The organism is Pseudomonas sp. GW823-FHT06B06 (assembly GCF_058795195.1).
Genome location: NZ_JBXAHO010000001.1, coordinates 232425 through 256243, shown reverse-complemented (window position 1 = coordinate 256243; position 23819 = coordinate 232425). Strand labels below are relative to the sequence as shown.

At 58.8% G+C, this 23819-nt stretch carries 27 protein-coding genes; 18 read left to right on the top strand and 9 right to left on the bottom strand.

The annotated features are described in order from the left end of the window. Positions 1-5: 5 nt before the first annotated feature. From fghA to rpoS, 7 genes are all read left to right on the top strand, one after another. Positions 6-851: an S-formylglutathione hydrolase gene (gene fghA, locus AC1Q8Q_RS01265; protein ID WP_020795988.1), complete on the top strand. Its 846-nt coding sequence runs from the start codon at positions 6-8 to the stop codon at positions 849-851. 43 nt (positions 852-894) lie between these two features. Continuing rightward, complete coding sequence (gene ispF, locus AC1Q8Q_RS01260) at positions 895-1368, top strand: 2-C-methyl-D-erythritol 2,4-cyclodiphosphate synthase (protein WP_020795989.1); 474 nt, start codon at positions 895-897, stop codon at positions 1366-1368. Beyond that, positions 1365-2423, top strand: coding sequence for a tRNA pseudouridine(13) synthase TruD (truD, locus tag AC1Q8Q_RS01255; RefSeq protein WP_083348326.1), 1059 nt, complete (start codon positions 1365-1367; stop codon positions 2421-2423). Before ispF ends, truD begins: the two co-directional genes overlap by 4 nt. Next, entirely contained in the window at positions 2411-3163 is a 753-nt protein-coding gene (gene surE / locus AC1Q8Q_RS01250; protein ID WP_020795991.1) for a 5'/3'-nucleotidase SurE, read from the top strand. Before truD ends, surE begins: the two co-directional genes overlap by 13 nt. A gap of 38 nt (positions 3164-3201) precedes the next feature. Then, positions 3202-3837: a protein-L-isoaspartate(D-aspartate) O-methyltransferase gene (locus tag AC1Q8Q_RS01245; RefSeq protein WP_173667175.1), complete on the top strand. Its 636-nt coding sequence runs from the start codon at positions 3202-3204 to the stop codon at positions 3835-3837. A gap of 211 nt (positions 3838-4048) precedes the next feature. Next, on the top strand, positions 4049-4906 hold the full coding sequence (locus AC1Q8Q_RS01240; protein ID WP_033040739.1) for a peptidoglycan DD-metalloendopeptidase family protein: 858 nt from the start codon (positions 4049-4051) through the stop codon (positions 4904-4906). Between the two features lie 105 nt (positions 4907-5011). Beyond that, positions 5012-6019: an RNA polymerase sigma factor RpoS gene (rpoS, locus tag AC1Q8Q_RS01235; protein WP_020795994.1), complete on the top strand. Its 1008-nt coding sequence runs from the start codon at positions 5012-5014 to the stop codon at positions 6017-6019. A 520-nt stretch (positions 6020-6539) separates the two neighbouring features. Here the strand turns inward: rpoS and fdxA are convergent. Both fdxA and mutS read right to left on the bottom strand, forming a co-directional pair. Then, positions 6540-6863: a ferredoxin FdxA gene (gene fdxA, locus AC1Q8Q_RS01230; protein WP_083348328.1), complete on the bottom strand. Its 324-nt coding sequence runs from the start codon at positions 6861-6863 to the stop codon at positions 6540-6542. A 141-nt stretch (positions 6864-7004) separates the two neighbouring features. Further along, complete coding sequence (mutS, locus tag AC1Q8Q_RS01225; RefSeq protein WP_033045311.1) at positions 7005-9584, bottom strand: DNA mismatch repair protein MutS; 2580 nt, start codon at positions 9582-9584, stop codon at positions 7005-7007. 202 nt (positions 9585-9786) lie between these two features. Between mutS and AC1Q8Q_RS01220 the strand changes: the two genes are divergently transcribed. The 6 genes from AC1Q8Q_RS01220 (at position 9787) to recX (ending at position 14034) form a co-directional block, all read left to right on the top strand. Next, positions 9787-10521, top strand: coding sequence for a LexA family transcriptional regulator (locus AC1Q8Q_RS01220; RefSeq protein ID WP_492614761.1), 735 nt, complete (start codon positions 9787-9789; stop codon positions 10519-10521). A 210-nt stretch (positions 10522-10731) separates the two neighbouring features. Continuing rightward, on the top strand, positions 10732-11079 hold the full coding sequence (locus AC1Q8Q_RS01215; protein WP_020795998.1) for a phage holin family protein: 348 nt from the start codon (positions 10732-10734) through the stop codon (positions 11077-11079). A 179-nt stretch (positions 11080-11258) separates the two neighbouring features. After that, on the top strand, positions 11259-11825 hold the full coding sequence (locus AC1Q8Q_RS01210) for a glycoside hydrolase family 19 protein (RefSeq protein ID WP_020795999.1): 567 nt from the start codon (positions 11259-11261) through the stop codon (positions 11823-11825). Between the two features lie 90 nt (positions 11826-11915). After that, positions 11916-12416, top strand: a complete 501-nt coding sequence (locus AC1Q8Q_RS01205) for a CinA family protein (RefSeq protein WP_020796000.1) — start codon at positions 11916-11918, stop codon at positions 12414-12416. A gap of 83 nt (positions 12417-12499) precedes the next feature. Then, positions 12500-13558, top strand: coding sequence for a recombinase RecA (gene recA, locus AC1Q8Q_RS01200; RefSeq protein ID WP_008060630.1), 1059 nt, complete (start codon positions 12500-12502; stop codon positions 13556-13558). Positions 13559-13566: 8 nt separating this feature from the next. After that, entirely contained in the window at positions 13567-14034 is a 468-nt protein-coding gene (gene recX / locus AC1Q8Q_RS01195) for a recombination regulator RecX (RefSeq protein WP_492614752.1), read from the top strand. 42 nt (positions 14035-14076) lie between these two features. On the opposite strand, the gene AC1Q8Q_RS01190 is transcribed toward recX, so the two are convergent. Further along, positions 14077-15195: an LOG family protein gene (locus tag AC1Q8Q_RS01190; protein ID WP_020796002.1), complete on the bottom strand. Its 1119-nt coding sequence runs from the start codon at positions 15193-15195 to the stop codon at positions 14077-14079. Positions 15196-15670: 475 nt separating this feature from the next. Between AC1Q8Q_RS01190 and AC1Q8Q_RS01185 the strand changes: the two genes are divergently transcribed. Beyond that, positions 15671-15865, top strand: coding sequence for a hypothetical protein (locus AC1Q8Q_RS01185; protein WP_020796003.1), 195 nt, complete (start codon positions 15671-15673; stop codon positions 15863-15865). 1 nt (position 15866) lies between these two features. Here AC1Q8Q_RS01185 and AC1Q8Q_RS01180 read toward each other — a convergent pair whose 3' ends face one another. Then, complete coding sequence (locus tag AC1Q8Q_RS01180; protein ID WP_020796004.1) at positions 15867-16289, bottom strand: PA3611 family quorum-sensing-regulated virulence factor; 423 nt, start codon at positions 16287-16289, stop codon at positions 15867-15869. 187 nt (positions 16290-16476) lie between these two features. Here AC1Q8Q_RS01180 and AC1Q8Q_RS01175 point away from each other — a divergent pair, with 187 nt between their 5' ends. From AC1Q8Q_RS01175 to AC1Q8Q_RS01165, 3 genes are all read left to right on the top strand, one after another. Next, positions 16477-17220, top strand: coding sequence for a tRNA-uridine aminocarboxypropyltransferase (locus AC1Q8Q_RS01175; RefSeq protein WP_020796005.1), 744 nt, complete (start codon positions 16477-16479; stop codon positions 17218-17220). A gap of 218 nt (positions 17221-17438) precedes the next feature. Beyond that, complete coding sequence (gene erdR, locus AC1Q8Q_RS01170) at positions 17439-18089, top strand: response regulator transcription factor ErdR (RefSeq protein ID WP_492614751.1); 651 nt, start codon at positions 17439-17441, stop codon at positions 18087-18089. Positions 18090-18164: 75 nt separating this feature from the next. Next, on the top strand, positions 18165-18527 hold the full coding sequence (locus AC1Q8Q_RS01165) for a diacylglycerol kinase (RefSeq protein WP_020796007.1): 363 nt from the start codon (positions 18165-18167) through the stop codon (positions 18525-18527). Here the strand turns inward: AC1Q8Q_RS01165 and AC1Q8Q_RS01160 are convergent. Next, positions 18524-19450 (bottom strand): LysR family transcriptional regulator, encoded by a 927-nt coding sequence (locus tag AC1Q8Q_RS01160; protein ID WP_033045309.1) that lies wholly within the window; start codon positions 19448-19450, stop codon positions 18524-18526. The two genes, AC1Q8Q_RS01165 and AC1Q8Q_RS01160, sit on opposite strands and share 4 nt — an antisense overlap. 139 nt (positions 19451-19589) lie before the next feature. Here AC1Q8Q_RS01160 and fpr point away from each other — a divergent pair, with 139 nt between their 5' ends. Continuing rightward, positions 19590-20369 (top strand): ferredoxin-NADP reductase, encoded by a 780-nt coding sequence (fpr, locus tag AC1Q8Q_RS01155; RefSeq protein WP_008054100.1) that lies wholly within the window; start codon positions 19590-19592, stop codon positions 20367-20369. Between the two features lie 156 nt (positions 20370-20525). Here the strand turns inward: fpr and tsaA are convergent, their stop codons facing one another. From tsaA to AC1Q8Q_RS01135, 4 genes are all read right to left on the bottom strand, one after another. Continuing rightward, entirely contained in the window at positions 20526-21227 is a 702-nt protein-coding gene (tsaA, locus tag AC1Q8Q_RS01150; protein WP_033044229.1) for a tRNA (N6-threonylcarbamoyladenosine(37)-N6)-methyltransferase TrmO, read from the bottom strand. A gap of 186 nt (positions 21228-21413) precedes the next feature. Further along, positions 21414-22184, bottom strand: coding sequence for an SDR family oxidoreductase (locus AC1Q8Q_RS01145; protein ID WP_020796010.1), 771 nt, complete (start codon positions 22182-22184; stop codon positions 21414-21416). A 229-nt stretch (positions 22185-22413) separates the two neighbouring features. Then, the gene (locus tag AC1Q8Q_RS01140; RefSeq protein ID WP_020796011.1) at positions 22414-22884 is read right to left on the bottom strand and encodes a YehS family protein; all 471 of its coding nucleotides are present in this window, start codon (positions 22882-22884) and stop codon (positions 22414-22416) included. Positions 22885-22959: 75 nt separating this feature from the next. After that, positions 22960-23670 carry an rRNA pseudouridine synthase gene (locus AC1Q8Q_RS01135; RefSeq protein ID WP_020796012.1) on the bottom strand — a complete coding sequence of 237 codons (711 nt, stop codon included), beginning with the start codon at positions 23668-23670 and terminating at the stop codon, positions 22960-22962. Positions 23671-23819: the final 149 nt, after the last annotated feature.

Below are 23819 nucleotides of genomic sequence, written 5' to 3'. Positions count from 1 at the left end.
CAGTCATGAGCCTGGAAAATATCTCCTGCCAGAAAAGCTTCGGTGGTTGGCACAAGCGTTATCGCCATCGCTCGGAAACGCTCGGTTGCGACATGGTGTTTGCCGTGTACCTGCCGCCGCAAGCCGAGCAGGGCGGCAAGTTGCCAGTGCTGTACTGGTTGTCCGGCCTGACCTGCACAGACGAGAACTTCATGCAAAAGGCCGGCGCCATGCGCATGGCCGCCGAATTGGGACTGATCATCGTCGCACCGGACACCAGCCCTCGCGGTCCCGACGTGCCGGGCGATCCGGACGGTGCCTGGGACTTTGGCCTCGGCGCCGGGTTTTATCTGAACGCCACCCAGGAACCCTGGTCGCGCCACTATCGCATGCATGACTATGTCGTGCAGGAACTGCCGGCATTGGTCGAAGCGCATTTCCCGGCGTCAGACAAGCGCGGCATCAGCGGTCACTCCATGGGTGGCCACGGTGCGCTGGTTTGTGCCTTGCGCAATCCGGGGCGTTATCTGTCGGTATCGGCATTCTCGCCGATCAACAATCCGATGGATTGCCCGTGGGGGCAGAAAGCCTTTTCCCGCTATCTGGGAGAAGACCGTTCAAAATGGCGTGAATGGGATGCCTGTGCATTAATCGCCGAGGCCGATGAAAAGCTGCCGCTGTTGGTTGACCAAGGCGATCGCGACGATTTCCTCGCCAATCAGTTGAAGCCTGAAGCCTTGCAACAGGCGGCCAAACTGGCCGGTCACCCGCTGACGTTGCGCCTGCAACCGGGCTATGACCACAGCTATTTCTTCATCGCCAGTTTCATCGATGAACACTTGCGGCATCACGCGCATGCTCTAGGTGCCTAATGCAGGTAGAATCACGCCCTGACAAAATTCGGGGCGTTTTTTTATGCGTATTGGCCACGGCTATGATGTGCACCGTTTCGCTGAAGGCGATTTCATCACTCTGGGCGGCGTGCGCATTGCACACGGCTTCGGGCTGCTCGCTCACTCCGACGGTGACGTCCTGCTGCACGCCTTGAGCGATGCCTTGCTCGGCGCTGCTGCGCTGGGTGACATCGGCAAGCATTTCCCGGACACCGACCCGCAATTCAAGGGCGCCGACAGCCGAGCGCTGTTGCGTCATGTCGTCGCATTGATCCACGCCAAAGGCTGGAAGGTCGGTAACGTCGATAACACCATCGTTGCCCAGGCGCCAAAAATGGCCCCACATATCGAATCGATGCGCGCGCTGATTGCCGCGGATCTCCAAGTTGAGTTGGATCAAGTGAACGTGAAAGCTACCACCACCGAGAAGCTCGGCTTCGTCGGTCGCGAAGAGGGCATTGCCGTGCATTCCGTTGCCTTGTTGCTGCGCGCATGAACGAACTGCAATTGCTCGGCCCGCGGGCCTATGGGGAACCGCTCGGCAGCGCCGTACTGAAAGCCATCGCGGAAGATTTCCAGGTCGATGAAGTCCTTGATATTCCCTTGAGCGGTGATGGCGAACACCTGTGGATCTGGGTGGAAAAACGCGGCCTGAATACTGAAGAGGCGGCACGTCGAATCGCCAAGGCCGCCGGGGTGTCATTGCGCACCGTCAGCTACGCCGGACTCAAGGATCGCCAGGCGCTGACACGCCAGTGGTTCAGCGTACAACTGCCGGGCAAAGCCGATCCGGATCTGTCCGCGGCAGAAAACGACACGCTTAGAATCCTCAAGACCAGCCGGCATAAACGCAAGCTGCAACGCGGTGCCCACTCGGCCAACGGCTTCACCTTGCGCCTGACACAGTTCGCGGGTGACAAGGCTGCCATCGAAGCGCGGCTGCAGCTGATTGCCAAGCAAGGCATCCCCAATTATTTCGGTGCCCAACGCTTTGGGCATGACGGCGGCAACGTGGTCGACGCCCGCGCCTGGGCTGCGCGCAAGGCCTTGCCGGAGCAGCGCAACGTGCGTTCGCGCCTGCTTTCCACAGCTCGCAGTTTTCTGTTCAACCAGGTGTTGGCGGCGCGTGTCGCCGACGGTACCTGGCAGCAAGCGCGGGTCGGCGATCTGTTGGCATTCACCGACAGCCGCAGCTTCTTTGCGGCCGGCGAAGCTGAATGCAGTGACCCGCGACTGGCGATTCTCGATCTGCACCCGACCGGTCCACAGTGGGGCGAAGGTGACTCGCCGGCCATGGGCGCTGTCCATGAACTGGAGCAGGCGATAGCCGCGCGCGAAGTGGAACTTCGCGATTGGTTGGTCAACGCCGGAATGAGCCATGAACGTCGCATCCTGCGGCTGCCCATTGCCGGGTTGACGTGGCATTATCCCTCGCCTGACATTCTGCAACTGGAATTCGTCCTGCCGGCCGGATGCTTCGCCACCGTATTGGTGCGCGAGCTTGTCGATCTGGTGCCGGTGGGGCAGACGGACAGCCCATGCGTATTCTGATTTCTAACGACGACGGGGTAACCGCACCCGGACTCGCCGCGCTTTATGCTGCGCTGGCGGATTACACCGAGTGCGTGGTGGTTGCCCCGGACCAGGACAAAAGCGGCGCGAGCAGTTCGCTCACGCTGGACCGTCCGTTACATCCACACACGCTTGCCAACGGCTTTATCAGCGTCAATGGCACGCCGACCGATTGTGTGCACCTGGGCCTCAACGGCTTGTTGGAGCGTGAAGCGGACATGGTGGTGTCCGGCATCAACCTGGGCGCCAACCTGGGGGACGACGTGCTCTACTCGGGTACGGTTGCGGCGGCGCTCGAAGGTCGATTCCTGACGCGGCCTGCGTTTGCCTTTTCGCTGGTCTCGCGACAGGTCGACAACCTGGCCACGGCGGCCCACTTTGCGCGCAAACTGGTCGAGGCCCATGCGGATCTCGAGCTGCCACCGCGTACGGTACTGAACGTGAACATTCCCAATTTGCCGCTGGAGCACATCCGCGGTATCCAGTTGACCCGCCTCGGGCATCGCGCCCGCGCGGCAGCGCCGATGAAGGTGGTCGACCCGCGAGGCAAGTCCGGGTACTGGATCGCTGCGGCGGGGGACGCTGAGGATGGCGGTCCTGGCACCGATTTCCATGCCGTAATGCAAGGCTATGTTTCCATCACCCCTTTGCAGCTTGATCGCACCTTCAATGATGCCTTCAGGAGCCTCGACGGATGGTTGGAGGGCCTGCGACCATGACGCGTGGACAAGACGACATGATGCGTCGCGGCATCGGCATGACCTCGCAACGGACCCGCGAGCGCCTGATCCAGCGCCTGTATGAGGAGGGGATTTGCAACGCCAAGGTGTTGGAAGTCATTCGGCGTACTCCGCGTCATCTGTTCGTCGACGAGGCATTGGCGCACCGAGCCTACGAAGACACGGCGCTACCCATCGGCCATAACCAGACCATCTCCCAGCCCTACATGGTGGCTCGCATGAGCGAGTTACTGCTCGAAGCCGGGCCATTGGACAAGGTCATGGAAATTGGTACGGGGTCGGGGTATCAGACGGCGGTGCTGTCGCAACTGGTCGAACGGGTCTTTTCCGTGGAACGTATCAAGGTGCTGCAAGACCGGGCCAAGGAACGCCTGGTCGAGCTGAACTTGCGTAACGTGGTATTTCGCTGGGGCGATGGCTGGGAGGGCTGGCCAGCACTGGCGCCCTACAACGGCATTATCGTTACGGCGGTGGCAACAGACGTTCCTCAGGCGCTGCTCGATCAACTGGCCCCGGGTGGGCGCCTGGTGATCCCGGTGGGCTCCGGTGAGGTGCAACAATTGATGCTGATCATCCGGGAAGAACATGGCTTTTCCAGGCGTGTCCTGGGGTCGGTGCGCTTCGTCCCGTTACTCAATGGTCCACTGGCCTGAGCATTTATTTAAACGCGCTGAATTCTCTTCGATTGCCTCTGTCTTACAGCGGGGTCGATTGGTTAAACGGGTTGTTTCGGCGGACAGCAAACGTGTGCGCCAAGCGAGTTCGCTTCATTAAGGGTAAAGCCGGCACGGCCCGTTATACTTGCGACACTTCGTGCCGGAACACGGCAAATTACATTTTCAGCCACCACAAAGGGAGCGGCGGGTGAGTCTCACAGTCATAGCGCAGCGTATGGGTACAACGAGCTTTCAGCGCCTGGTGACTGGCCTTGTCATGAGCACCCTGCTGGTCGGTTGCTCCAGTAACAAATCCAGCGACGTACGCGTTGTCGACCGCAACAATGCCGCCGCCCAGCGTCCGGCCGTGACCACCGGGCAATACGTCGTTCGCCCCAAGGACACGCTGTTTTCCATCGCCTTTCGCTATGGCTGGGATTACAAGGCACTGGCGGCGCGCAATAACATAGCGCCGCCGTACACCATCCATCCGGGTCAGACGATTCGCTTCGATGGACGCAGCGGTTCAACGCCGACAACGGTGGTCAGCTCCTCCAGTTCTTCGCCTTCATCGTCAAGTAAGACCACGGTCATCCGTCGCTCTGCAGACGGTACGACCACGACGACACCGGTGGTTGTACCGTCCGTCGCGAACAAGCCGGCACCCACTCCACTGCCTCCACCGGGTCCAGCCCCGACCGGCTGGGGGTGGCCATCTAATGGCATTTTAATCGGCAAATTCTCCTCAAACGGTAGTTTGAATAAAGGAATTGATATCGCAGGGGATTTGGGACAGCCTGTTTTAGCTGCGTCTGATGGGACGGTGGTATACGCCGGGAGTGGCTTAAGGGGCTACGGCGAATTAGTCATCATCAAGCACAGTGAAACCTACGTCAGTGCCTACGGACATAACCGCAGGCTGTTGGTTCGGGAGGGGCAGCAGGTCAAGGTCGGACAGACAATTGCCGAAATGGGGTCAACGGGTACAGACCGGGTGAAACTGCATTTTGAGATTCGCCGCCAAGGTAAACCTGTAGATCCGCTGCAATTCCTGCCGCGTCGTTGATCGCTTTCCAGCCTGTTCCGTCACGTAGAGGGGACAGGCTCCAGCGTTGCCAGGGATAAAGGCGCCGCTTGAGCTTGAGGTCGAACTCACCAAAGGACTATAACAATGGCTCTCAGTAAAGAAGTGCCGGAGTTTGACATCGACGATGAGGTTCTCCTGATGGAGGCCGACGTCGGCACGGATTCGATGTCGAATGATGAAGGGGCGGCTCCACCTTCCGTTCGTGCCAAATCCAAACACTCCGCGACATTGAAGCAACACAAGTACATCGATTACACGCGGGCACTCGATGCCACGCAGCTGTACCTCAATGAAATCGGCTTTTCCCCTCTACTGTCCCCCGAAGAAGAAGTGCATTTTGCGCGCCTGTCGCAAAGTGGTGATCCGGCCGGGCGCAAACGCATGATCGAAAGTAACCTGCGCCTGGTGGTGAAAATCGCCCGACGTTACGTCAATCGGGGCCTTTCGCTGCTCGATCTGATCGAAGAGGGCAACCTCGGATTGATCAGGGCGGTGGAGAAATTCGACCCTGAGCGCGGCTTCCGCTTCTCAACCTACGCAACCTGGTGGATTCGTCAGACCATCGAGCGCGCAATCATGAATCAGACCCGGACCATCCGGTTGCCGATCCATGTGGTCAAGGAGCTCAACGTGTACCTGCGGGCCGCACGGGAGTTGACGCAAAAACTCGATCATGAACCCTCACCCGAGGAGATCGCCAACCTGCTGGAAAAACCGGTAGCGGAGGTCAAGCGCATGCTGGGCCTCAACGAGCGGGTTTCTTCGGTCGACGTCTCGCTGGGTCCGGATTCGGATAAGACCCTGCTGGACACCCTTACCGACGATCGCCCAACCGATCCATGCGAGCTACTGCAGGATGACGACCTGTCTCAAAGCATCGACCAATGGCTCTCGGAGTTGACCGACAAGCAGCGCGAGGTGGTTGTACGCCGCTTCGGCCTGCGCGGTCACGAGAGCAGCACCCTTGAAGATGTGGGCCTGGAAATTGGCCTGACCCGGGAGCGGGTTAGACAGATTCAGGTAGAAGGCCTGAAGCGTCTGCGGGAGATCCTGGAGAAAAACGGGCTATCGAGCGAGTCGCTATTTCAATAAGCCATTCGTTTGCTGGATAACAAGAAGCCCCGACTGGTTCGGGGCTTTTTGTTATCTGCAATTCTGGTTTTGATCTCGGGGACGCCAGCGCGGCTTTGTAGCTTCAGGGTGTAAGTCTTCGCTTACTCTTTGCGTAAGTGTTCACTATTTTTACAGGTTGGCAGTCGACCATATTTTTCGCAGGTCTTTTTTATCCGACTGATAAACAAGCAGATTTTCTAACATGAACGGGATGTGACAAGCCATCAGGGCCTGATCGGACGATTGCTCTTGGCGGTAAAAACTCTAGTATCGGTGTTGTGTCAACGGATAGACACGCCCTTCAAGGATGAGGGGAAAGGACATCGCAGGAAGCGATTCATCAGGATGATGAAAAGGAACACAGGGAATAGGGAAAAAATGTGGGCGGGTCATACCGCCCCTTTTTTTTGCCTGCACCTGTAGGAGCTGCCGAAGGCTGCGATCTTTTGATCTTAAAAAAAAGGCCCTTGCGGGGCCTTTTTCAGGAACGCGGGGATAATCAGCGTTCGAGGTGTTCGATCTTGCCTGGCTTGCCATCCCACTCAGCGGCATCGGGCAACGGATCTTTGCGTTCGGTAACGTTCGGCCAGATCTCGGCCAATTCGAGGTTCAGCTCGATAAAGTTTTCCATGCCTGCAGGCACCTCATCTTCGGAGAAGATGGCCACGGCAGGGCATTCAGGTTCGCACAGTGCGCAGTCGATGCACTCATCCGGGTGAATCACCAGGAAATTCGGGCCTTCGTAAAAGCAGTCCACCGGACAGACTTCTACGCAGTCGGTGTACTTGCACTTGATGCAGTTGTCGGTGACGACGAAGGTCATTTCTAATTTTCTCCTCAGGCGCGGCTTGCAGCGCCCCTTCACGTAGGGGTCGCAGGTTTGGGAACGATAGTCTGCAAGCCAGGCTAATAGCCCGCAGCATCCCAAACCGCGCGAGATTCTAACAGCTTGCAAGCCTGTGCGTTAGACCCGTGTCTTTAGTGTATAGAGCATTTCGAGTGCGCGACGTGGCGTCATGTTGTCCAGATCAAGTTTGGCCAGTTCATCCAGCACCGGATGCGGCAAGCTCGCGAACATGTCGCTCTGCTGCGGCGTGGCCGGTTTGCCTTTGGCTGGCGCAGGCGCCTCATGGGGCAGGGCGGTGTCTTCCAGCCGGCTCAAGTGCTCACGGGCGCGTACGATCACTTCGTTCGGAACACCAGCCAACTGCGCGACTGCCAGGCCATAGCTCTGGCTGGCCGGCCCTGGCAGTACATGGTGCAGGAACACGATGCGTTCGTTGTGCTCGGTGGCATTGAGGTGCACGTTGGCCACCAATGGCTGGGCTTCCGGCAGTACCGTCAGCTCAAAGTAGTGGGTGGCGAACAACGTGTAGGCCCGCAGGTGTGCCAGGCGTTCCGCCGCCGCCCACGCCAGGGACAGGCCGTCGAAGGTGCTGGTGCCGCGCCCGACTTCGTCCATCAGCACCAGGCTGCGTTCGGTGGCGTTGTGCAGGATGTTGGCGGTTTCGCTCATCTCGACCATGAAGGTCGAGCGCCCGCCGGCCAGGTCATCGCTGGAGCCGATTCGGGTGAAGATGCGGTCGACCAGGGACAATTCACAACTGGCCGCCGGCACGAAGCTGCCGATGTGTGCCAGGAGTACAATCAAGGCGGTCTGGCGCATGTAGGTGGACTTACCGCCCATGTTCGGACCGGTGATCACCAGCATGCGGGTGTTGTCGTCGAGACTCAGGTCGTTGGCCACGAAAGGCGTGGTCAATACTTGTTCAACCACAGGGTGACGACCCTGGGTGATCCGCATGCACGGCTCGCTGACAAAACGCGGGCAGTTCAGGTCGAGGTTCAGCGCCCGTTCGGCCAGGTTACTCAGTACGTCGAGCTCGGCCAGCGCTGCAGCAGTGTCCTGCAAGGGTGGCAGTTGGGCGATCAGGTCTTCGAGCAGCGCTTCGTACAGCATCTTCTCACGTGCCAGGGCACGGCTCTTGGCAGAAAGAGCCTTGTCTTCGAAGGCCTTCAGTTCCGGCGTAATGAAGCGCTCGGCGCCTTTGAGGGTCTGGCGGCGAATGTAGTCGGCGGGTGCGGATTCAGCCTGCTTGCTCGGCAGTTCGATGAAGTAGCCGTGGATGCGGTTGTAGCCGACTTTCAGGTGAGACAGGCCGGTGCGGGCTTTTTCGCGGGCTTCGAGGTCGATCAGGAATTGCCCGGCGTTTTCGCTGAGTGATTGCAGTTCATCGAGTTCGCTGTCGTAACCGGTTTTCAACACCCCGCCGTCACGGATCACCGCGGGCGGGTTGTCGATGATGGCTTTTTCCAGCAAGGCCGCCAGCTCCGGGTAGGTGCTGGTAGTGTCTGCCAGTTGGTTGAGGTGCGGCGCTTCAAGTTCGGTCATTGCCGCTTGCAGTTGCGGCAGCGCGCCGAGGGCATCGCGCAGGCGCGCGAGGTCGCGCGGACGGGCATTGCGCAGGCCGATCCGGGCGAGAATGCGCTCGATGTCGCCGATTTCCTTGAGCTGCGGCTGCAGCTTTTCGAAACGGTAGCCGTCCAGCAGGCAGGTGATCGAGGTCTGCCGCGCCAGCAACACGTTCAGGTCACGCAGCGGGCGGTTCAGCCAGCGAGTCAGCAGGCGGCTGCCCATGGCGGTCTGGCAACGATCGACCACCGACTGCAGGGTGTTGTCACGACCGCCGGCCAGGTTGGTGTCCAGTTCCAGGTTGCGGCGACTCGCCCCATCCAGCACCACGGTATCGTCCAGGCGTTCGTGGCGCAGGCTGCGCAAGTGCGGCAGGGCGGTGCGCTGGGTTTCTTTCGCGTAGGCCAGCAGGCAACCGGCGGCGCCGATGGCCAGGGTCAGGTTTTCACAACCGAAACCCTTGAGGTCCTGGGTCGAGAATTGCTGGCAAAGACTCTTGAAGGCCGAATCACGCTCGAAATCCCACGGCGCACGGCGACGAACGCCACGACGTTTCTCGGCAGGCAGATCCTTGGGCCAGTCATCCGGGATCAGCAATTCCACCGGATTGACGCGCTCCAGTTCCGCCAGCAGGTTTTCCCAGCCCTTGATTTCCAGCACGCTGAAGTTGCCACTGGTGATATCCAGCACCGCCAGGCCGAACAGGCGCTCGTCGCCCAGGACGGCGGCGATCAGGTTGTCCCGGCGCTCATCGAGCAGCGCTTCGTCGCTCACCGTGCCCGGGGTGATGATCCGCACTACCTGGCGATCCACCGGGCCTTTGCTGGTGGCCGGGTCGCCGACCTGCTCGCAGATCACCACCGACTCGCCGAGCTTTACCAGTTTCGCCAGATAACCTTCCGCCGCATGGTAAGGAATGCCGCACATCGGAATCGCCTGGCCGGCTGACTGCCCGCGAGCGGTCAGGGTGATGTCGAGGAGCTTGGCGGCCTTCTTCGCGTCTTCATAGAAGATCTCGTAGAAGTCGCCCATGCGATAGAACATAAGCTGGTCAGGGTGCTGGTTCTTTAGCCGCCAGTATTGCTGCATCATCGGCGTGTGCGAGGACAGGTCGGAGAGGGCTTTATTCATCGGATTGCCAGGAAAACTCATTCAAAAGGTGTGGGGCAAAAGCGAGCATGGGCACGGCTTTTCCGCGATGGGCGCAAGGTTACCATGGGCAGTCTGGTTGACGCAGGCATCACGGCCGGGTGACGTCTTCATTGATCAATCATGCATCGTTTATGCAATTAAGCATTTGTCGTGGCAAAAAACATCGAGCATTATGCGCATTATGCAAAAACGCAATGTTTCGACCGTTTTAAGAGCGCTGCTCGATCAGCACGGTATCTCCCCAACGGAGCTTCACCGTCGCACCGGCGTGCCTCAATCCACACTTTCGCGCATCCTCGGCGGGAAGATTGTCGACCCCTCTGATAAGCACATTTCGAAGATCGCCGAATACTTCGCCGTCAGTACCGATCAATTGCGTGGCCGGGTGCTTATCGCGCAGGCGTTGGGTGCCCGGCGTGAAGCCGCGCACTCGCAACTTACCGACATCAGTCTGTGGGACGACGATACCCCTATTGATGACGACGAGGTCTCGGTACCCTTTCTTCGCGAGGTTGAATTGGCTGCAGGATCAGGAATATTCGTCATCGAAGAGAGCGAGCGCGCCAGCCTGCGCTTCGGCAAGCGTAGCTTGCGCCATAACGGCGTGCAGTTCGACCAGGCCAAATGCGTGACGGTGCGCGGCAACAGCATGCTGCCGGTGTTGCGCGACGGTGCCACGGTGGGCGTCAACGCCGGCAAGTGTGGGATTGGCGATATCGTCGATGGCGACCTCTATGCCATCAATCATAACGGCCAGTTGCGAGTGAAACAGCTGTATCGGCTGCCGACAGGGATTCGCCTGCGTAGCTTTAACCGCGAAGAGCATCCTGACGAGGACTACACCTTCCTGGAAATGCAGGAGGAGCAGATCCTGATCCTGGGTCATGTGTTCTGGTGGGGCATGTACGCGCGTTGACCTTTGGTTTGCCGCCTCGCAGGAGTCAGGCTTGCCGGCGAACCAGACACCGCGGTTTTTCTACAATACGGCGTTATCGTTGTTCGCCCTTACGAAGCTAAGTATTTTACTCGGCAAATAAATGCATTAATGCATTTACTGTATATGCATACATGCATAATCTTGCGCTTAACCGCTAGCATCACAAGCCAGGCATCCTGGAGGCCCGACATGACAAACGAGCAGCAACTGTTGCTGGACCTGCCTATCTGGCTCGTCGTCGCGCTCGCAGTGGTCAGTGGGGTGTCCGGGGAAATGTGGCGCGCCGACAAGGAGGGCGCCCGTGGCTGGTCATTGCTGAGACGCCTGGCTTTGCGTTCCGGGGCCTGCATGGTGTGCGGCGTCTCGGCGATGATGTTGCTGTACGCCGCCGGGATGTCGATCTGGGCCGCCGGCGCCTTCGGTTGTCTCACCGCGATAGCCGGGGCTGACATGGCCGTAGGATTGTACGGGCGCTGGGTGGCCAGGCGTATCGGTATCGATGATGCACCGCCGCGCGATTCTCGCTCCGACCCATAGTGAATGGCTGGCGCTCTGCGCGCTGCGCTGGCAACACAACACGGTGCAACAATTACCGGCGGGGCTTGCGTGGGAGAGGTGTGTAGTCTGGCGTTCGGGATGCGGCGTTCAATACGCTGCCGGCGTATTTCTCCCGGCGCCATCTTGCGAATTTCATGCATCAATCAAAGGAACGAGCGATGCGCCTCACTGAGCAGCAGTTACTCATGATTTTCCCAGGTGCCCGCACTCGATCGGGCCTGTTCATTCTCGCCCTCAATAACGCCATGGCACGTCGTAACATCAGTACCCCCGGGCGTATCGCCGCCTTCCTGGCGCAAATCGGCCACGAGTCGGGGCAACTGCAATATGTGCGAGAGTTGGGCGGCGAAAAATATCTCGAGAAATACGATACCGGGGACCTGGCCATGCGCCTGGGCAACTCCCCTGAAGCCGACGGTGACGGTCAACGCTATCGGGGGCGTGGGCTGATCCAGATCACCGGTCGCAGTAATTATCTGCAGTGCAGTCGGGCACTTTTTGGTGATGAGCGTTTGTTGCAGCAACCCGAACTGTTGGAGTTGCCACAATGGGCCGCTGAATCCGCGGCCTGGTTCTGGGAGCGAAACGGCCTCAATGAACTGGCCGACGTCGATGAGTTCAACAGTATTACTCGACGTATCAATGGCGGTTTGAACGGGCTGCAGGAACGTTTGCTGCTTTGGAAGCAGGCAAAGACGGTGTTGCTCCCGCCTGCAAGCCTGTGAGATGTGTGTCCGGGCGGCTCGTGCCTGTAACTTGCAAGCACCATTCGCTCGTGTACGTTAAGCCTCATTCCGTTCGATCAGGAGATGACCGTGAAAGAAATCACACAGCTGGCCGCTGAACTCGGCAGGCGCCTGCAGGTTCTCAATGCCCATGTCACCGCCGCCGAATCCTGTACGGGCGGGGGCATCAGCGAGGCGATTACCCGGATACCGGGTAGCTCGGCGTGGTTCGAGGCCGGTTATGTCACCTATTCCAACCGACAGAAGACGCTCCAACTGAATGTGCCGCCCGAGCTGTTTTCAACGGTAGGGGCGGTCAGTCGGGAAGTGGTCGAGGCCATGGTCCGTGGTGCGCAGGAAAAAAGCCATGCGCGTTTTGCCGTGGCGGTCAGTGGGGTGGCGGGGCCGGACGGTGGTTCACCGAAGAAGCCGGTGGGCACCGTATGGCTGGCCTGGGGCGTCGACGATCAGGTGTTCAGCGAGGTGCAGCACTTTGCCGGTAACCGTGACGAGGTTCGCCGACAAACGGTGAAGGCCGCGCTAGAGGGGCTGCTGCGCCATGCTGCGGGAGAAATCTCAAATCAGGGGTAGGCGATCCGCAAACGCTGTGGAATAATACTGGCTACTTATACAGGTGTTGGCCGTCAGGCCTTATTGATTACGTGAGGACTTTAATGGACGACAACAAGAAGAAAGCCTTGGCTGCGGCCCTGGGTCAGATCGAACGTCAATTCGGCAAGGGTGCCGTAATGCGTATGGGCGATCAGGACCGTCAGGCGATTCCGGCCATCTCCACTGGCTCTCTGGGTCTGGACATCGCTTTGGGCATTGGCGGTCTGCCAAAAGGTCGCATTGTTGAAATCTACGGTCCTGAATCTTCCGGTAAAACCACACTGACATTGTCCGTGATCGCCCAGGCTCAGAAAGCCGGCGCGACCTGCGCATTCGTCGATGCCGAACACGCCCTGGACCCTGAGTACGCCGGCAAGCTGGGCGTCAACGTCGACGACCTGCTGGTGTCCCAGCCTGACACCGGTGAGCAAGCCCTGGAAATCACCGACATGCTGGTGCGTTCCAATGCGGTCGACGTGATCATCGTCGACTCCGTGGCGGCGTTGGTGCCGAAAGCTGAAATCGAAGGCGAAATGGGTGACATGCACGTGGGCCTGCAAGCCCGTCTGATGTCCCAGGCTCTGCGTAAAATCACCGGTAACATCAAGAACGCCAACTGCCTGGTGATCTTCATCAACCAGATCCGCATGAAAATCGGCGTGATGTTCGGTAGCCCGGAAACGACTACCGGTGGTAACGCTCTGAAGTTCTACGCGTCGGTTCGTCTGGATATCCGCCGCACGGGTGCGGTGAAAGAAGGTGATGAAGTCGTCGGTAGCGAGACCCGCGTCAAGGTTGTAAAGAACAAGGTGGCTTCGCCGTTCCGTCAGGCCGAGTTCCAGATTCTTTACGGCAAGGGCATCTACCTCAACGGCGAGATGATCGACCTGGGTGTTCTGCACGGTTTCGTCGAGAAGTCCGGCGCCTGGTATGCCTATAACGGCACCAAGATCGGTCAGGGTAAGGCCAACTCGGCCAAGTACCTGGCGGATAACCCGGATATTGCCGCAACGCTTGAGAAGCAACTGCGTGACAAACTGCTGTCTCCGGCTTCGGTAGCGGATGCCAAGGCTTCTGCGGTCAAAGAGACCGAAGACGATCTGGCTGATGCTGATATCTGATTGATCCGATGACCGCTGTACTCGATACCCTCGTCGCGGTGCGGCGAACCGCAATGGACCTGCTCGCACGACGCGAGCATGGTCGAGTCGAGCTGACGCGTAAACTGCGTCAGCGCGGGGCTCTCCCCGAAATGATTGAAACAGCACTCGACCGATTGACGGAAGAGGGTTTGTTGTCCGAATCCCGCTACCTTGAAAGCTTCGTTTCCTACCGTGCCCGTAACGGCTATGGCCCTTTACGCATTCGTGAAGAGTTAAGTCAGCGTGGGCTGCAGCGTAGTGATATCGAACTCGCCCTGCGCGAGAGCGGCATCGACTGGCAGGAACAATTGCAGGACGCCTGGCGACGCAAGTTTTCCGGGCAATTACCGATAGATGCCCGGGAGCGCGCCAAACAAGGCAGGTTCCTGGCGTATCGGGGATTCTCCATGGAAATGATCAGCCGCTTGTTCAGCGGCCGAGGGATGGACGATTGACTGAAACGGCTCACTATTTCGATAGCGGGCCGTTTTTTTGTCTCACGTAACCTTTAATGGCTCTCGCGTACGCTGCTGTGCCGGTGGCTGGGTTTGGGCCCAGTTTTCCGCCAGGTTGATGTAATCCACCAACTCGCGAAGCCGGCCGTGGTCACGAGCGGTAAAGTTAAAGGCCAGCCGCGCCAGGTGGCTGAACCGTGCTTCGTCCTGCTCCTCGCCGTTATAGGCATGTTGATGAAATTGATCGCTCAGGCACAAGTCTGCGAATGATTCCTGCATGTGTTCGAGTGCCCTGTCACTGAGCTTGTGGTTCATGCGAATCACGAACTGATGTTTGAGCCAGCGGCTGGAGTGGTAATTGCTGTAGAACTGGTTGATCTGCTCCACCGCTTCTTCGGCGCTGTAGACCAGTTTCACCAGCTTCATGTCGGTAGGCAGGATGTAACGATTCTCCTCCAGTTGATGGTGAATGAAGTCCAGTGCGCCCTGCCAGAATTTGCCGCCCGGCGCGTCCAGCAGCACTACGGGCACCAATGGGCTTTTGCCCGTCTGGATCAGCGTCAGTACTTCCAGCGCTTCGTCCAGGGTGCCGAAACCGCCTGGGCACAACACCAGTGCATCCGCTTCCTTGACGAAGAACAGCTTGCGCGTGAAGAAAAAATGGAAGGGCAGCAGGTTGGTAGTGCCCTGGACGGTGGGGTTGGCATGTTGCTCGAAGGGCAGGGTGATGTTGAATCCCAGGCTGTTTTCCAGGCCTGCACCTTCGTGGGCTGCAGCCATGATGCCGCCGCCCGCACCCGTGATGACCATCATGTCGGAGCGAGCCAGGGCGGCGCCGAGTTCGCGGGCGAGACCATACAAGGGATGTTCCACTGGCGTGCGCGCGGAGCCGAAGACTGTGACTTTGCGTCGCCCCTTGAACTGCTCCAGCACTCGGAAAGCGTGCTCCAGTTCGCGCAGGGTTTGCAGGGTTATCTTGGCATTCCAGCGATTGTGGTCTTCCTGCGCCATGCGCAGCACGGTCAGGATCATGTCGCGGTAGATCGGGGTATTCGGGCTGTTGGGTGAAACCAGGTTGAGTTGCTCTTCGACCTTGCTGATGAGGTCGTGGCCGCTTTGTTCAAAATGGCGGCTTAGGAGGTCATTCGGTTGGTAAGGCATTCAACTTCTCCTTCTGGACAGAACCGTCGGCTTCGACCATTGACGCGTCGGCGCCACGACACTTCATGTGTCGCTGTTTGCCCAGGCCCATGCCTGGGCGATTCACTTGACCCTGGTCGGGTCACCATACCGGCTCTGTTTTTCCCTTGGATGAAAGAAACGTTCGCACAGCGCAAGACCAAACGGGCGGCGCCTTTTCCAGTCCTGACACAATGAACGTAGATACCTGAAATCTAGACCGTCGCGATGATTGTTGCCTTGATCATTGCGCCGCAAAGTCTTTCCTGGCAACCGGTTATTGACGATTTGCAAGGTGATTTCACCGCCCGTCTGAACCCGCCCCGAGTGTTCAGTACTCTGATTTACTTAGGTACAGGTATTACACGACAACTTGGCGTCAAGGGCAGGGCGCAGGGTACAAGCGGTTCAAGGATTTGCCGCTCATCACGAGTGAGGTGCAGGGAGCCGGAAAGCCATGGCCAGGGTCATTCTGGAGATCGATACGCAACTGTATCGATTGCTGAAGTCATCAGCCGAGATCAATCATTTGAGTCTCGAGGAGGAGTGCTGCCGGCGTCTTATGGACGCGCATCAGCGTTCACGTTATTTGCAGGCGCTGGTGGCGGAACTGCGCGCCGAGGATGAGCAGCGGCGCGCAAAATCCCACTGACTTACTTTTTCTTCTGGGTCGCTTTCGGGCAATCCGATTCCTGGTAGCTTGCAGAACCGACCGCGCGGTTGGTCTTTACCTCGGTGAAGTCATAACGCATGACCGCCCCCTTTGCCATCAGCTTGCGGAAGGACGGGTTGTTGCATACCGAGGCACCAAGCTGGAAGTACACAGCCTTGGGGTCGGCACGCATCTTGTTGGCGTGGCTGCTTTGCACACTCAGGTGGTTGATCAGCACATTGCCTTCGACCGTGTAGCCCTGATCGAGAATGTCTTCATTGATCGCCCGCGGAGTGCCGACGCTGCTTTGGGTGGCGACGTTTCGCAGCTCTCTGTTCAGATTCTGCTCACTCAAGGACGCCGCCTGGGCGTTGAAGGTCGACGCCAGCAGAATGGCAGCGGTGGGAACGATAAGGCGCAGCATGAAACTCTCCTGGGGCAGTGATGGGTGTTTGACCCATCACATGACTGTGCGTTCAGTGGCGACGAATTATAGGGGAGCAGGCCTGCACGGTACAGGTTTGCACCGGCGGGTCTGGTAAACTGCCGGCACTTTCACCCATCCGAGTGCTTTTCGTGTCGATCTCTTTTGTCTGCCGGTGTGGCCTGCGATGAACCATGCCCCCAACGCCGTAGCCCGCCTGCGCGACCAGCGCGAAGAGGAAGGTATCAAGCCGATTCAGGCCCGTGGATGGCGGGCAACACGGTGCCGCGCTTGCCGCGTGATCGAGAGTCACTGCCTGTGCGCCTGGCGTCCGCAGGTTGAGACTCGCTCCGGGGTATGCCTGATCATGACAGGCAAGGAAGTGTTCAAGCCCAGCAACACCGGTTGGTTGATTGCCGATGTGGTGCGTGACAACCATGCCTTTATCTGGTCGCGTACCGAAGTCGATCAGCAGTTGCTGGCCTTGCTGTCCGACCCGCAATGGCAGCCTTATCTGGTGTTCCCGGGTGAATATGTCGCGCCTGAGCGGGTGACTCATAGCGTGGCGGTCGATCAAGGCAGGAGGCCGCTGTTCATCTTGCTCGACGCGACGTGGACCGAAGCCCGGAAGATTTTCCGTAAAAGCCCCTATTTCGACGCGCTTCCGATCCTCAGTTTGTTGCCCGAGAAGCTTTCACGCTATCAATTGCGCCGCTCCACCCGTAGCGAACACTTGTGTACTGCGGAAGTCGCGGCGTTATGTCTCGATCTTGCAGGCGATGTAGAGGCGGCCTCGGCGCTCGACGCTTATTTCGATGTGTTCAGCCAGCATTACCTCGATGCCAAGCGTCAGCTGGAAATGGATGTTTCGACCCCGGCGCACACCGAGTTGATGGCCTATCTTCAACCAGCAGTGGCAGTGACGGCCTGATTGTCTCCGATGCTGCAATAAAGTGTACCGGCCATGTCGCTTGACCACCCCGGTTTGGCTGGGCATGCTTGGCGCCCATTAGGGTGCGGCCAGAGTTTGAAACGCCGTTTTTTGCGTTGAACGTGCCCCGTTGGAGCGGCTGCGTGGCTGTTACCTCGAGTTGTTTGGCGATACCCGAATGCATCGGGCATCCCATGAAAAACAGGATCATTTGAAAAATGGCCACATACGAAATCCTGATTGCCGATGACCACCCTCTTTTTCGTTCCGCCCTGCATCAAGCGCTGACCCTGGGCCTGGGCCCGGATGTCCGGTTGGTGGAAGTGGCGAGCATTGCCGAGCTGGAGGCACGCCTGAGCGAAAAGGCCGACTGGGATCTGGTGCTGCTGGACCTGAACATGCCGGGCGCGTATGGTTTTTCCGGGTTGGTACTGTTGCGCGGCCAGTATCCGCAAATTCCTGTGGTCATGGTCTCGGCCCAGGAAGAAGCGACGATCATGGTCAAGTCCCGTGAATTTGGTGCAAGCGGTTTCATACCCAAGTCCAGCGATTTGAGTGTTATCCAGAAAGCCGTGCGCGCGGTGCTCGATGGCGATGTTTTCTGGCCACCGCAAGCATTCGAAGCCGTCAGCGTTTCCGATGAGGTCAAGGCGGCCAGTGAAGGCCTTGCGAGCTTGACTCCGCAACAGTTCCGGGTGCTGACGATGGTTTGCGAAGGGTTGCTGAACAAGCAGATTGCCTACGAACTGAGCGTTTCCGAAGCGACCATCAAGGCCCACGTCACCGCGATTTTTCGTAAACTGAATGTGCGGACCCGCACCCAGGCGGCGTTGCTGCTGCAACAACTCGAGTCAATTTCAAGCCATTAAGCGCTGGCGCCTTCACGTTTTTTTGACTTTGGTTAATCTAGCTTTCCCACTCCTTTTTTGGTCAGTTCCTACTCTATGTCACCTTTCAAAGGCCAGACCGGCCTGAAACGTATCCTCAATGCTTCCGGCTACTCGCTGGACGGCCTACGCGCAGCATTCACCGGCGAAGCGGCTTTTCGGCAATTGGTGTTGCTCAACGTCATTCTGATCCCGCTGTCGTTCTTCCTGAACGTGAATCGTGTCGAGCAGGCGTTGTTGATTGCGGTCTGCCTGTTGGCGCTGATCGTCGAGCTGCTCAATTCGGCCGTGGAAGCGGCCATCGACCGCATTTCCCTTGAATTGCACCCGTTGTCGAAAAACGCCAAGGACATGGGCAGTGCCGCGCAATTGGTGGCCTTGACCATGATCGCGCTGGTCTGGGCGGTGATTCTGCTTTAAGCGATCGCCGGCAGGACGATCTCGTCGCTGCGCTGCACCCCGGCGGTGAATGCGCGGCACAGTTCGAGGAATTCACGCATCGCCGAGGTCTGGTACTTCTGCTTGTGCCAGATGAAATAGAACTGTCGCGCCAGGTCCAGGTCCGGAGTCTCCACTGCTACCAGGCTGCCGCGACGGAACGCGTCCCGTAGCGCCAGCCGCGAGATACAGCCGATCCCCAGGCCGGACTCTACGGCGCGCTTGATGGCTTCGGTGTGTTCCAGCTCCAGGCGGATGTTCAGCGCGCTCCGGTGATGGCGCATGGCTTGATCGAACGTCAGGCGTGTGCCTGAGCCTTGTTCACGCAAGATCCAGGCTTCCTGGCTCAGTTCCTCCATGCTCGCTGTGCCCCGCTGGGCCAGCGGATGCTGTGGCGCACAGAAGACCACCAACTCATCTTCGACCCAACTTTGCACTTCGATGTCAGGGTGGTTGCAATCGCCTTCGATCAGACCCAGGTCAATTTCGTAGTGGGCGACCTGTTGCACAATATTGGCGGTGTTCTGCACATGCAGCTTTACCTGGCTTTCCGGGTGGCGCTGCATGAAACCGCCGATCAGCAGGGTCGCAAGATAGTTGCCAATGGTCAGGGTCGCGCCCACTGCCAATGAGCCGAATCCGGACTTGCCATTGAGCAGGTCTTCGATTTCCTTGGCCTGGTCGAGCAAGGCAACGGCTTGGGGCAGCAACTGTTTACCCAGGGCGTTGAGGCTCAATCGCTTGCCGGCGCGGTCGAACAGTTGGCAGCTGCACTGGCGCTCCAGCTCGGTAATCGATGTACTCGCCGCCGACTGTGAGAGGTTGAGCAGACCCGCAGCACGGGACACGCTTTCCTGCTGGGCGACGGCAACGAACACTTGAAGTTGACGGAGAGTAAATCGCATATCGATATAACCGATAACCCTTATCTTAATAATCCAGTTAACAGATATTGTCGTCGCTATTAGAATGCGATGCAATTGCGCACCGCAGGTCTGTTCCTGAAAGAGCTAGCGCAGATCCAATCTCCAGGAGTCCCCGTACATGAGCAACATGAACCACGAGCGTGTCCTCAGTGTTCATCACTGGAACGACACTCTGTTCAGCTTCAAGTGCACCCGTGATCCGGGCCTGCGCTTCGAGAACGGTCAGTTCGTGATGATCGGCCTGCAACAGCCCAACGGCCGCCCGCTTATGCGCGCTTACTCGATTGCCAGCCCGAACTGGGAAGAGCATCTCGAGTTCTTCAGCATCAAGGTGCCTGATGGTCCGCTGACTTCCCAGTTGCAGCATCTGAAGGAAGGCGACGAGATCATCATCAGCAAGAAGCCCACCGGCACGCTGGTGCTGGATGACTTGAAGCCTGGCAAACATTTGTACCTGCTCAGCACCGGTACCGGTCTGGCGCCGTTCATGAGCGTCATCCAGGACCCGGAAACCTACGAGCGTTTCGAAAAAGTGATCCTGTGCCACGGCGTGCGTTACGTCAACGAAGTCGCCTACCGCGAGTTCATCACCGAGCACCTGCCGCAGAACGAGTTCTTTGGCGATGCATTGCGTGACAAGTTGATCTACTACCCAACCGTGACCCGCGAGCCGTTCGAAAACGAAGGTCGCCTGACCGACCTGATGCGCAGCGGCAAGCTGTTCAGCGACATCGGCCTGCCACCGATCAACCCGCAGGACGACCGCGCCATGCTGTGCGGCAGCCCGAGCATGCTCGACGAGACCAGCGAAGTGCTGAACAGCTTCGGCCTGAAAGTGTCGCCGCGCATGCGCGAGCCGGGTGATTACCTGATCGAGCGTGCGTTCGTAGAGAAATAAGCACCGCCTCAAAAAAAGCCCGCATTGCCTATACAGGTAATGCGGGCTTTTTTATGCCGGACGCGTTCTCTGTAGGAGCTGCCGCAGGCTGCGATCTTTTGATCTTGATCTTCTATCGCGATTTCAAGATCAGAAGATCGCAGCCTGCGGCAGCTCCTACATGTTGGATGCGGGAATGACCTCAAGCACGCGGATCATCTGCGGCGTTGGATAATGCCAGCGCACATCCACGTCCCAGAATTGCGCACCATATTCGCGTTCCGGGGTAGGCGTCTGGTACGCCGGGCGCGGATCCTGCGCCAAGCATTGCTCGATCAACTCAACCAACGGCTCTGCAAGGCGTTCAGCGTGCCCATGAGCCTGTTGCAGGGCGCTATCTGTCCATTGCACGGCAATCAACTGCGGCGCGGCGCTGGCGATGCTATTGATGGCTGTGTCGATGATGTCTGCGTAAGGCACGTAGGGTTTGATGTCGAGGATCGGCGTGCCATCGAGCAGGTCGATGCCGGATATCCACAGGCGATTGGCCTCGACCTTGTCCAGCTTGACCACGGACTGGCCAATGCCATTGGGCCGGTGAGTCGCGCGCGTGGCGAACACGCCCATGGACTTGTTGCCGCCCAGGCGCGGCGGACGAACTTTCAGGCGCGGCTTTTCTTCCAGTGCCTGATGGAACAGGAACAACAGCCAGACATGGCTGACCTGTTCGAGGCCCTGCACGGCATCACCCTGATCGAATGGCGCCACCAGTTCGAGCACGCCGCGCGCGGCGGGGGCCAATTGCGGCTGCCGAGGGATGGCGAACTTCTCCTTGAAGCAGGAACGCACGAAGCCGATGGGGGAAACGCTGTAGGTCATGGTTTGGGGTCGAGTCGGGATGGTGGCGGGCATGATAACCCGATCGACCTGTATTCAGTGGTGGCTGTGCCGGCCCCTTCGCGGGCAAGCCCGCTCCCACAGTGGAGCTCGGCCGGCCACAGATTTTGTGAGCACCAAAGAAACCTGTGGGAGCGTGGCTTGCCCGCGATGGCAGCACCGCCGATTTCAGAGGCTGAACCCACCATCCAGCGGAATGATATTCCCGGTCATGTACGCCCCGGCCGTACTCGCCAGGCTGATCGCCAGCGCCGCCATCTCTTCCTCCCGGCCCCAACGCTTCATCGGAATCAGCGCCGTATCCTGCGCCAATGCCTGCGCATCTCTGTCGATGTGTTGGGTCATCTTGCTCGGAAAGCGACCCGGGGCGATCACATTGACGTTGATGTGCTGGCTCACCAGTTCCCTTGCCAGAATCCGTGAGAGTTGATGCAGGGCGGCTTTGCTCGGCCCGTAGGCATACGCCTGTTCGCCAAAGGAAGAAATCCCGGCGACTGAGCCGATATTGATGATTCGGGCCGGGTTCGCGGGGGAACCGGCTTTGCGCAGCAGTGGCAGAAATTGCTGGATGCAGTTGAATACTGACGTCACATTCAGTTGCATGACCTTTTCCCAACCCTTGATCGGGTAGCTTTCCAATGGCGCCCCCCAAGTGGTGCCGGCGTTGTTCACCAGGATATCGAGATGGGTCATCTGCTCACCCAGGCGTGTTGCCAACTGCTGCACGCCTTCTTCAGTGGCCAGGTTGGCGGCCACCGCGTGACAGCGGCCCAATGCACCGAGCTCATCGGCAGTTTGCCGGCAGGCTTCGACGTCGCGGGCACAGACGTAGACGGTGGCGCCAGCCTCGACATAGGCCTTGGCGATCATTTTGCCGATACCACGGGTGCCGCCGGTCACCAGTGCGGTGCGGCCTTGCAGGGAGAAATAGGGGTGCATGGCGAATCCTGAGCGCTGTAGGTCATTACACCCTAGTCGTCAGGCTCGATCAGTGGAGCCACTATTTTTGCGCGGAATGGGGGGGCATACGGCCTTGTAGGAGCGAGCATGCTCCGGGCGGCGCTCCGACGAAAAACTCCAGAACAACACGGGCATTCAGACAGCCCTCGTGATCGTTGACGTCCATCGCGAGCATGCTCGCTCCTACAGGGTAGATCCGCGTCGCACGTTATTGCGGGCGAACGCGCAGGGTCAGGCCCTTGAGGAAGTTGCGCAGCAACTGGTCGCCGCACGGGCGATAGTTGGTGTGGCCGAATTTGCGGAACAGAGCGCTCAGCTCAGGCTTGGATACCGGGAACTCGGCGGCCTTGAGGATCGCGTGCATGTCGTCTTCTTTCAGCTCGAAGGCTACGCGCAGCTTTTTCAGGATGATGTTGTTGGTTACCGGCACTTCGATTGGTTGCGGAGGGCGGCTTTCGTCCTTGCCGCGCTTGAAGATCACCAGGCCGTCGAGGAAATGCGCCATGACTTCGTCCGGGCAGCGTACGAAACCTTCCTCGTCTTCCTCTTTCTTGTCGAGGTAGCTCACCAGGTCGGCCAAGGCCACGTCCATGCCGCCGAGCTTGATGATCTCGATGACTTTCTTGTCGCTGATGTCGAGCATGTAGCGCACGCTGCGCAGTACGTCATTGTGAATCATGGTGTGCAATCCTGATATTCAGCAGTGGGCGCCGCACAAGCAGCGGCGCCAGAATGTGTGGCGGCGGGAGAAGCCTCAGAACTTCTCTTTGCCGGACAGGTAGCGCCATTGCCCCAGGGGCACCTTGCCGATGGACACGCCGCCGATACGAATGCGGCGGATGCCTACGACTTTCAGGCCGACGGCCTGGCAGAACAGGGCGATCACGCCCGGTTGCGGGTTCTTCATGGCGAAACGCAGGCGGTTTTCGTTCTGCCAGCTGGCCTTGACCGGAGGCAGTTCCTTGCCCTTGTAGGTCAGGCCGTGTTGCAAGCGATTGAGGCCATGTTCAACCATGTCACCTTCGACTTCGACCACGTATTCCTGCTCGATCTTGCTGGAGTCGGCAGTGAGCTTGCGCAGGATCTTCCAGTCCTGGGTGAACACCAGCAAACCGCTGGCATTGGCTTGCAAGTCAGTGCTGGCGGTCAGGCGCTGGAAGTGGCCCTTGAGCGGACGTTTGCCGTAGCGGTGCTCTTCACTCAAGGTCTCGGCGCTGATGGTCGCCATGGCGGTGTCCGCGTCCATGCCGGCTGGCACATTGAGCAGGATGGTGACGGGCTCTGGTGCCGTGGCCTTGGCCTCTGGATCCAGCTCGACTTTTTGATTGGCGACCTTGAACTGCGGCTCGTCAACGACTTCGCCGTCGACGGTGACCCAGCCGCCCTCGATGAACAGCTCAGCCTCCCGACGGGAGCAGCCGACGAGTTCGATGAGGCGTTTGGAGAGTCGAATCGGGTCAGTCATGACAGGGCCGTAACAAAAAAGGGGTGGGCATTGTACCTGCCTGGCGCCGGTTAATCCCGGAACCATTTGCCGCATATGTTTTTTTAATGGGGGAGCGAGCCTGCTCGCGAAAGCGTCATCAGCTTCAACACGAATGTCGACTGATAGGT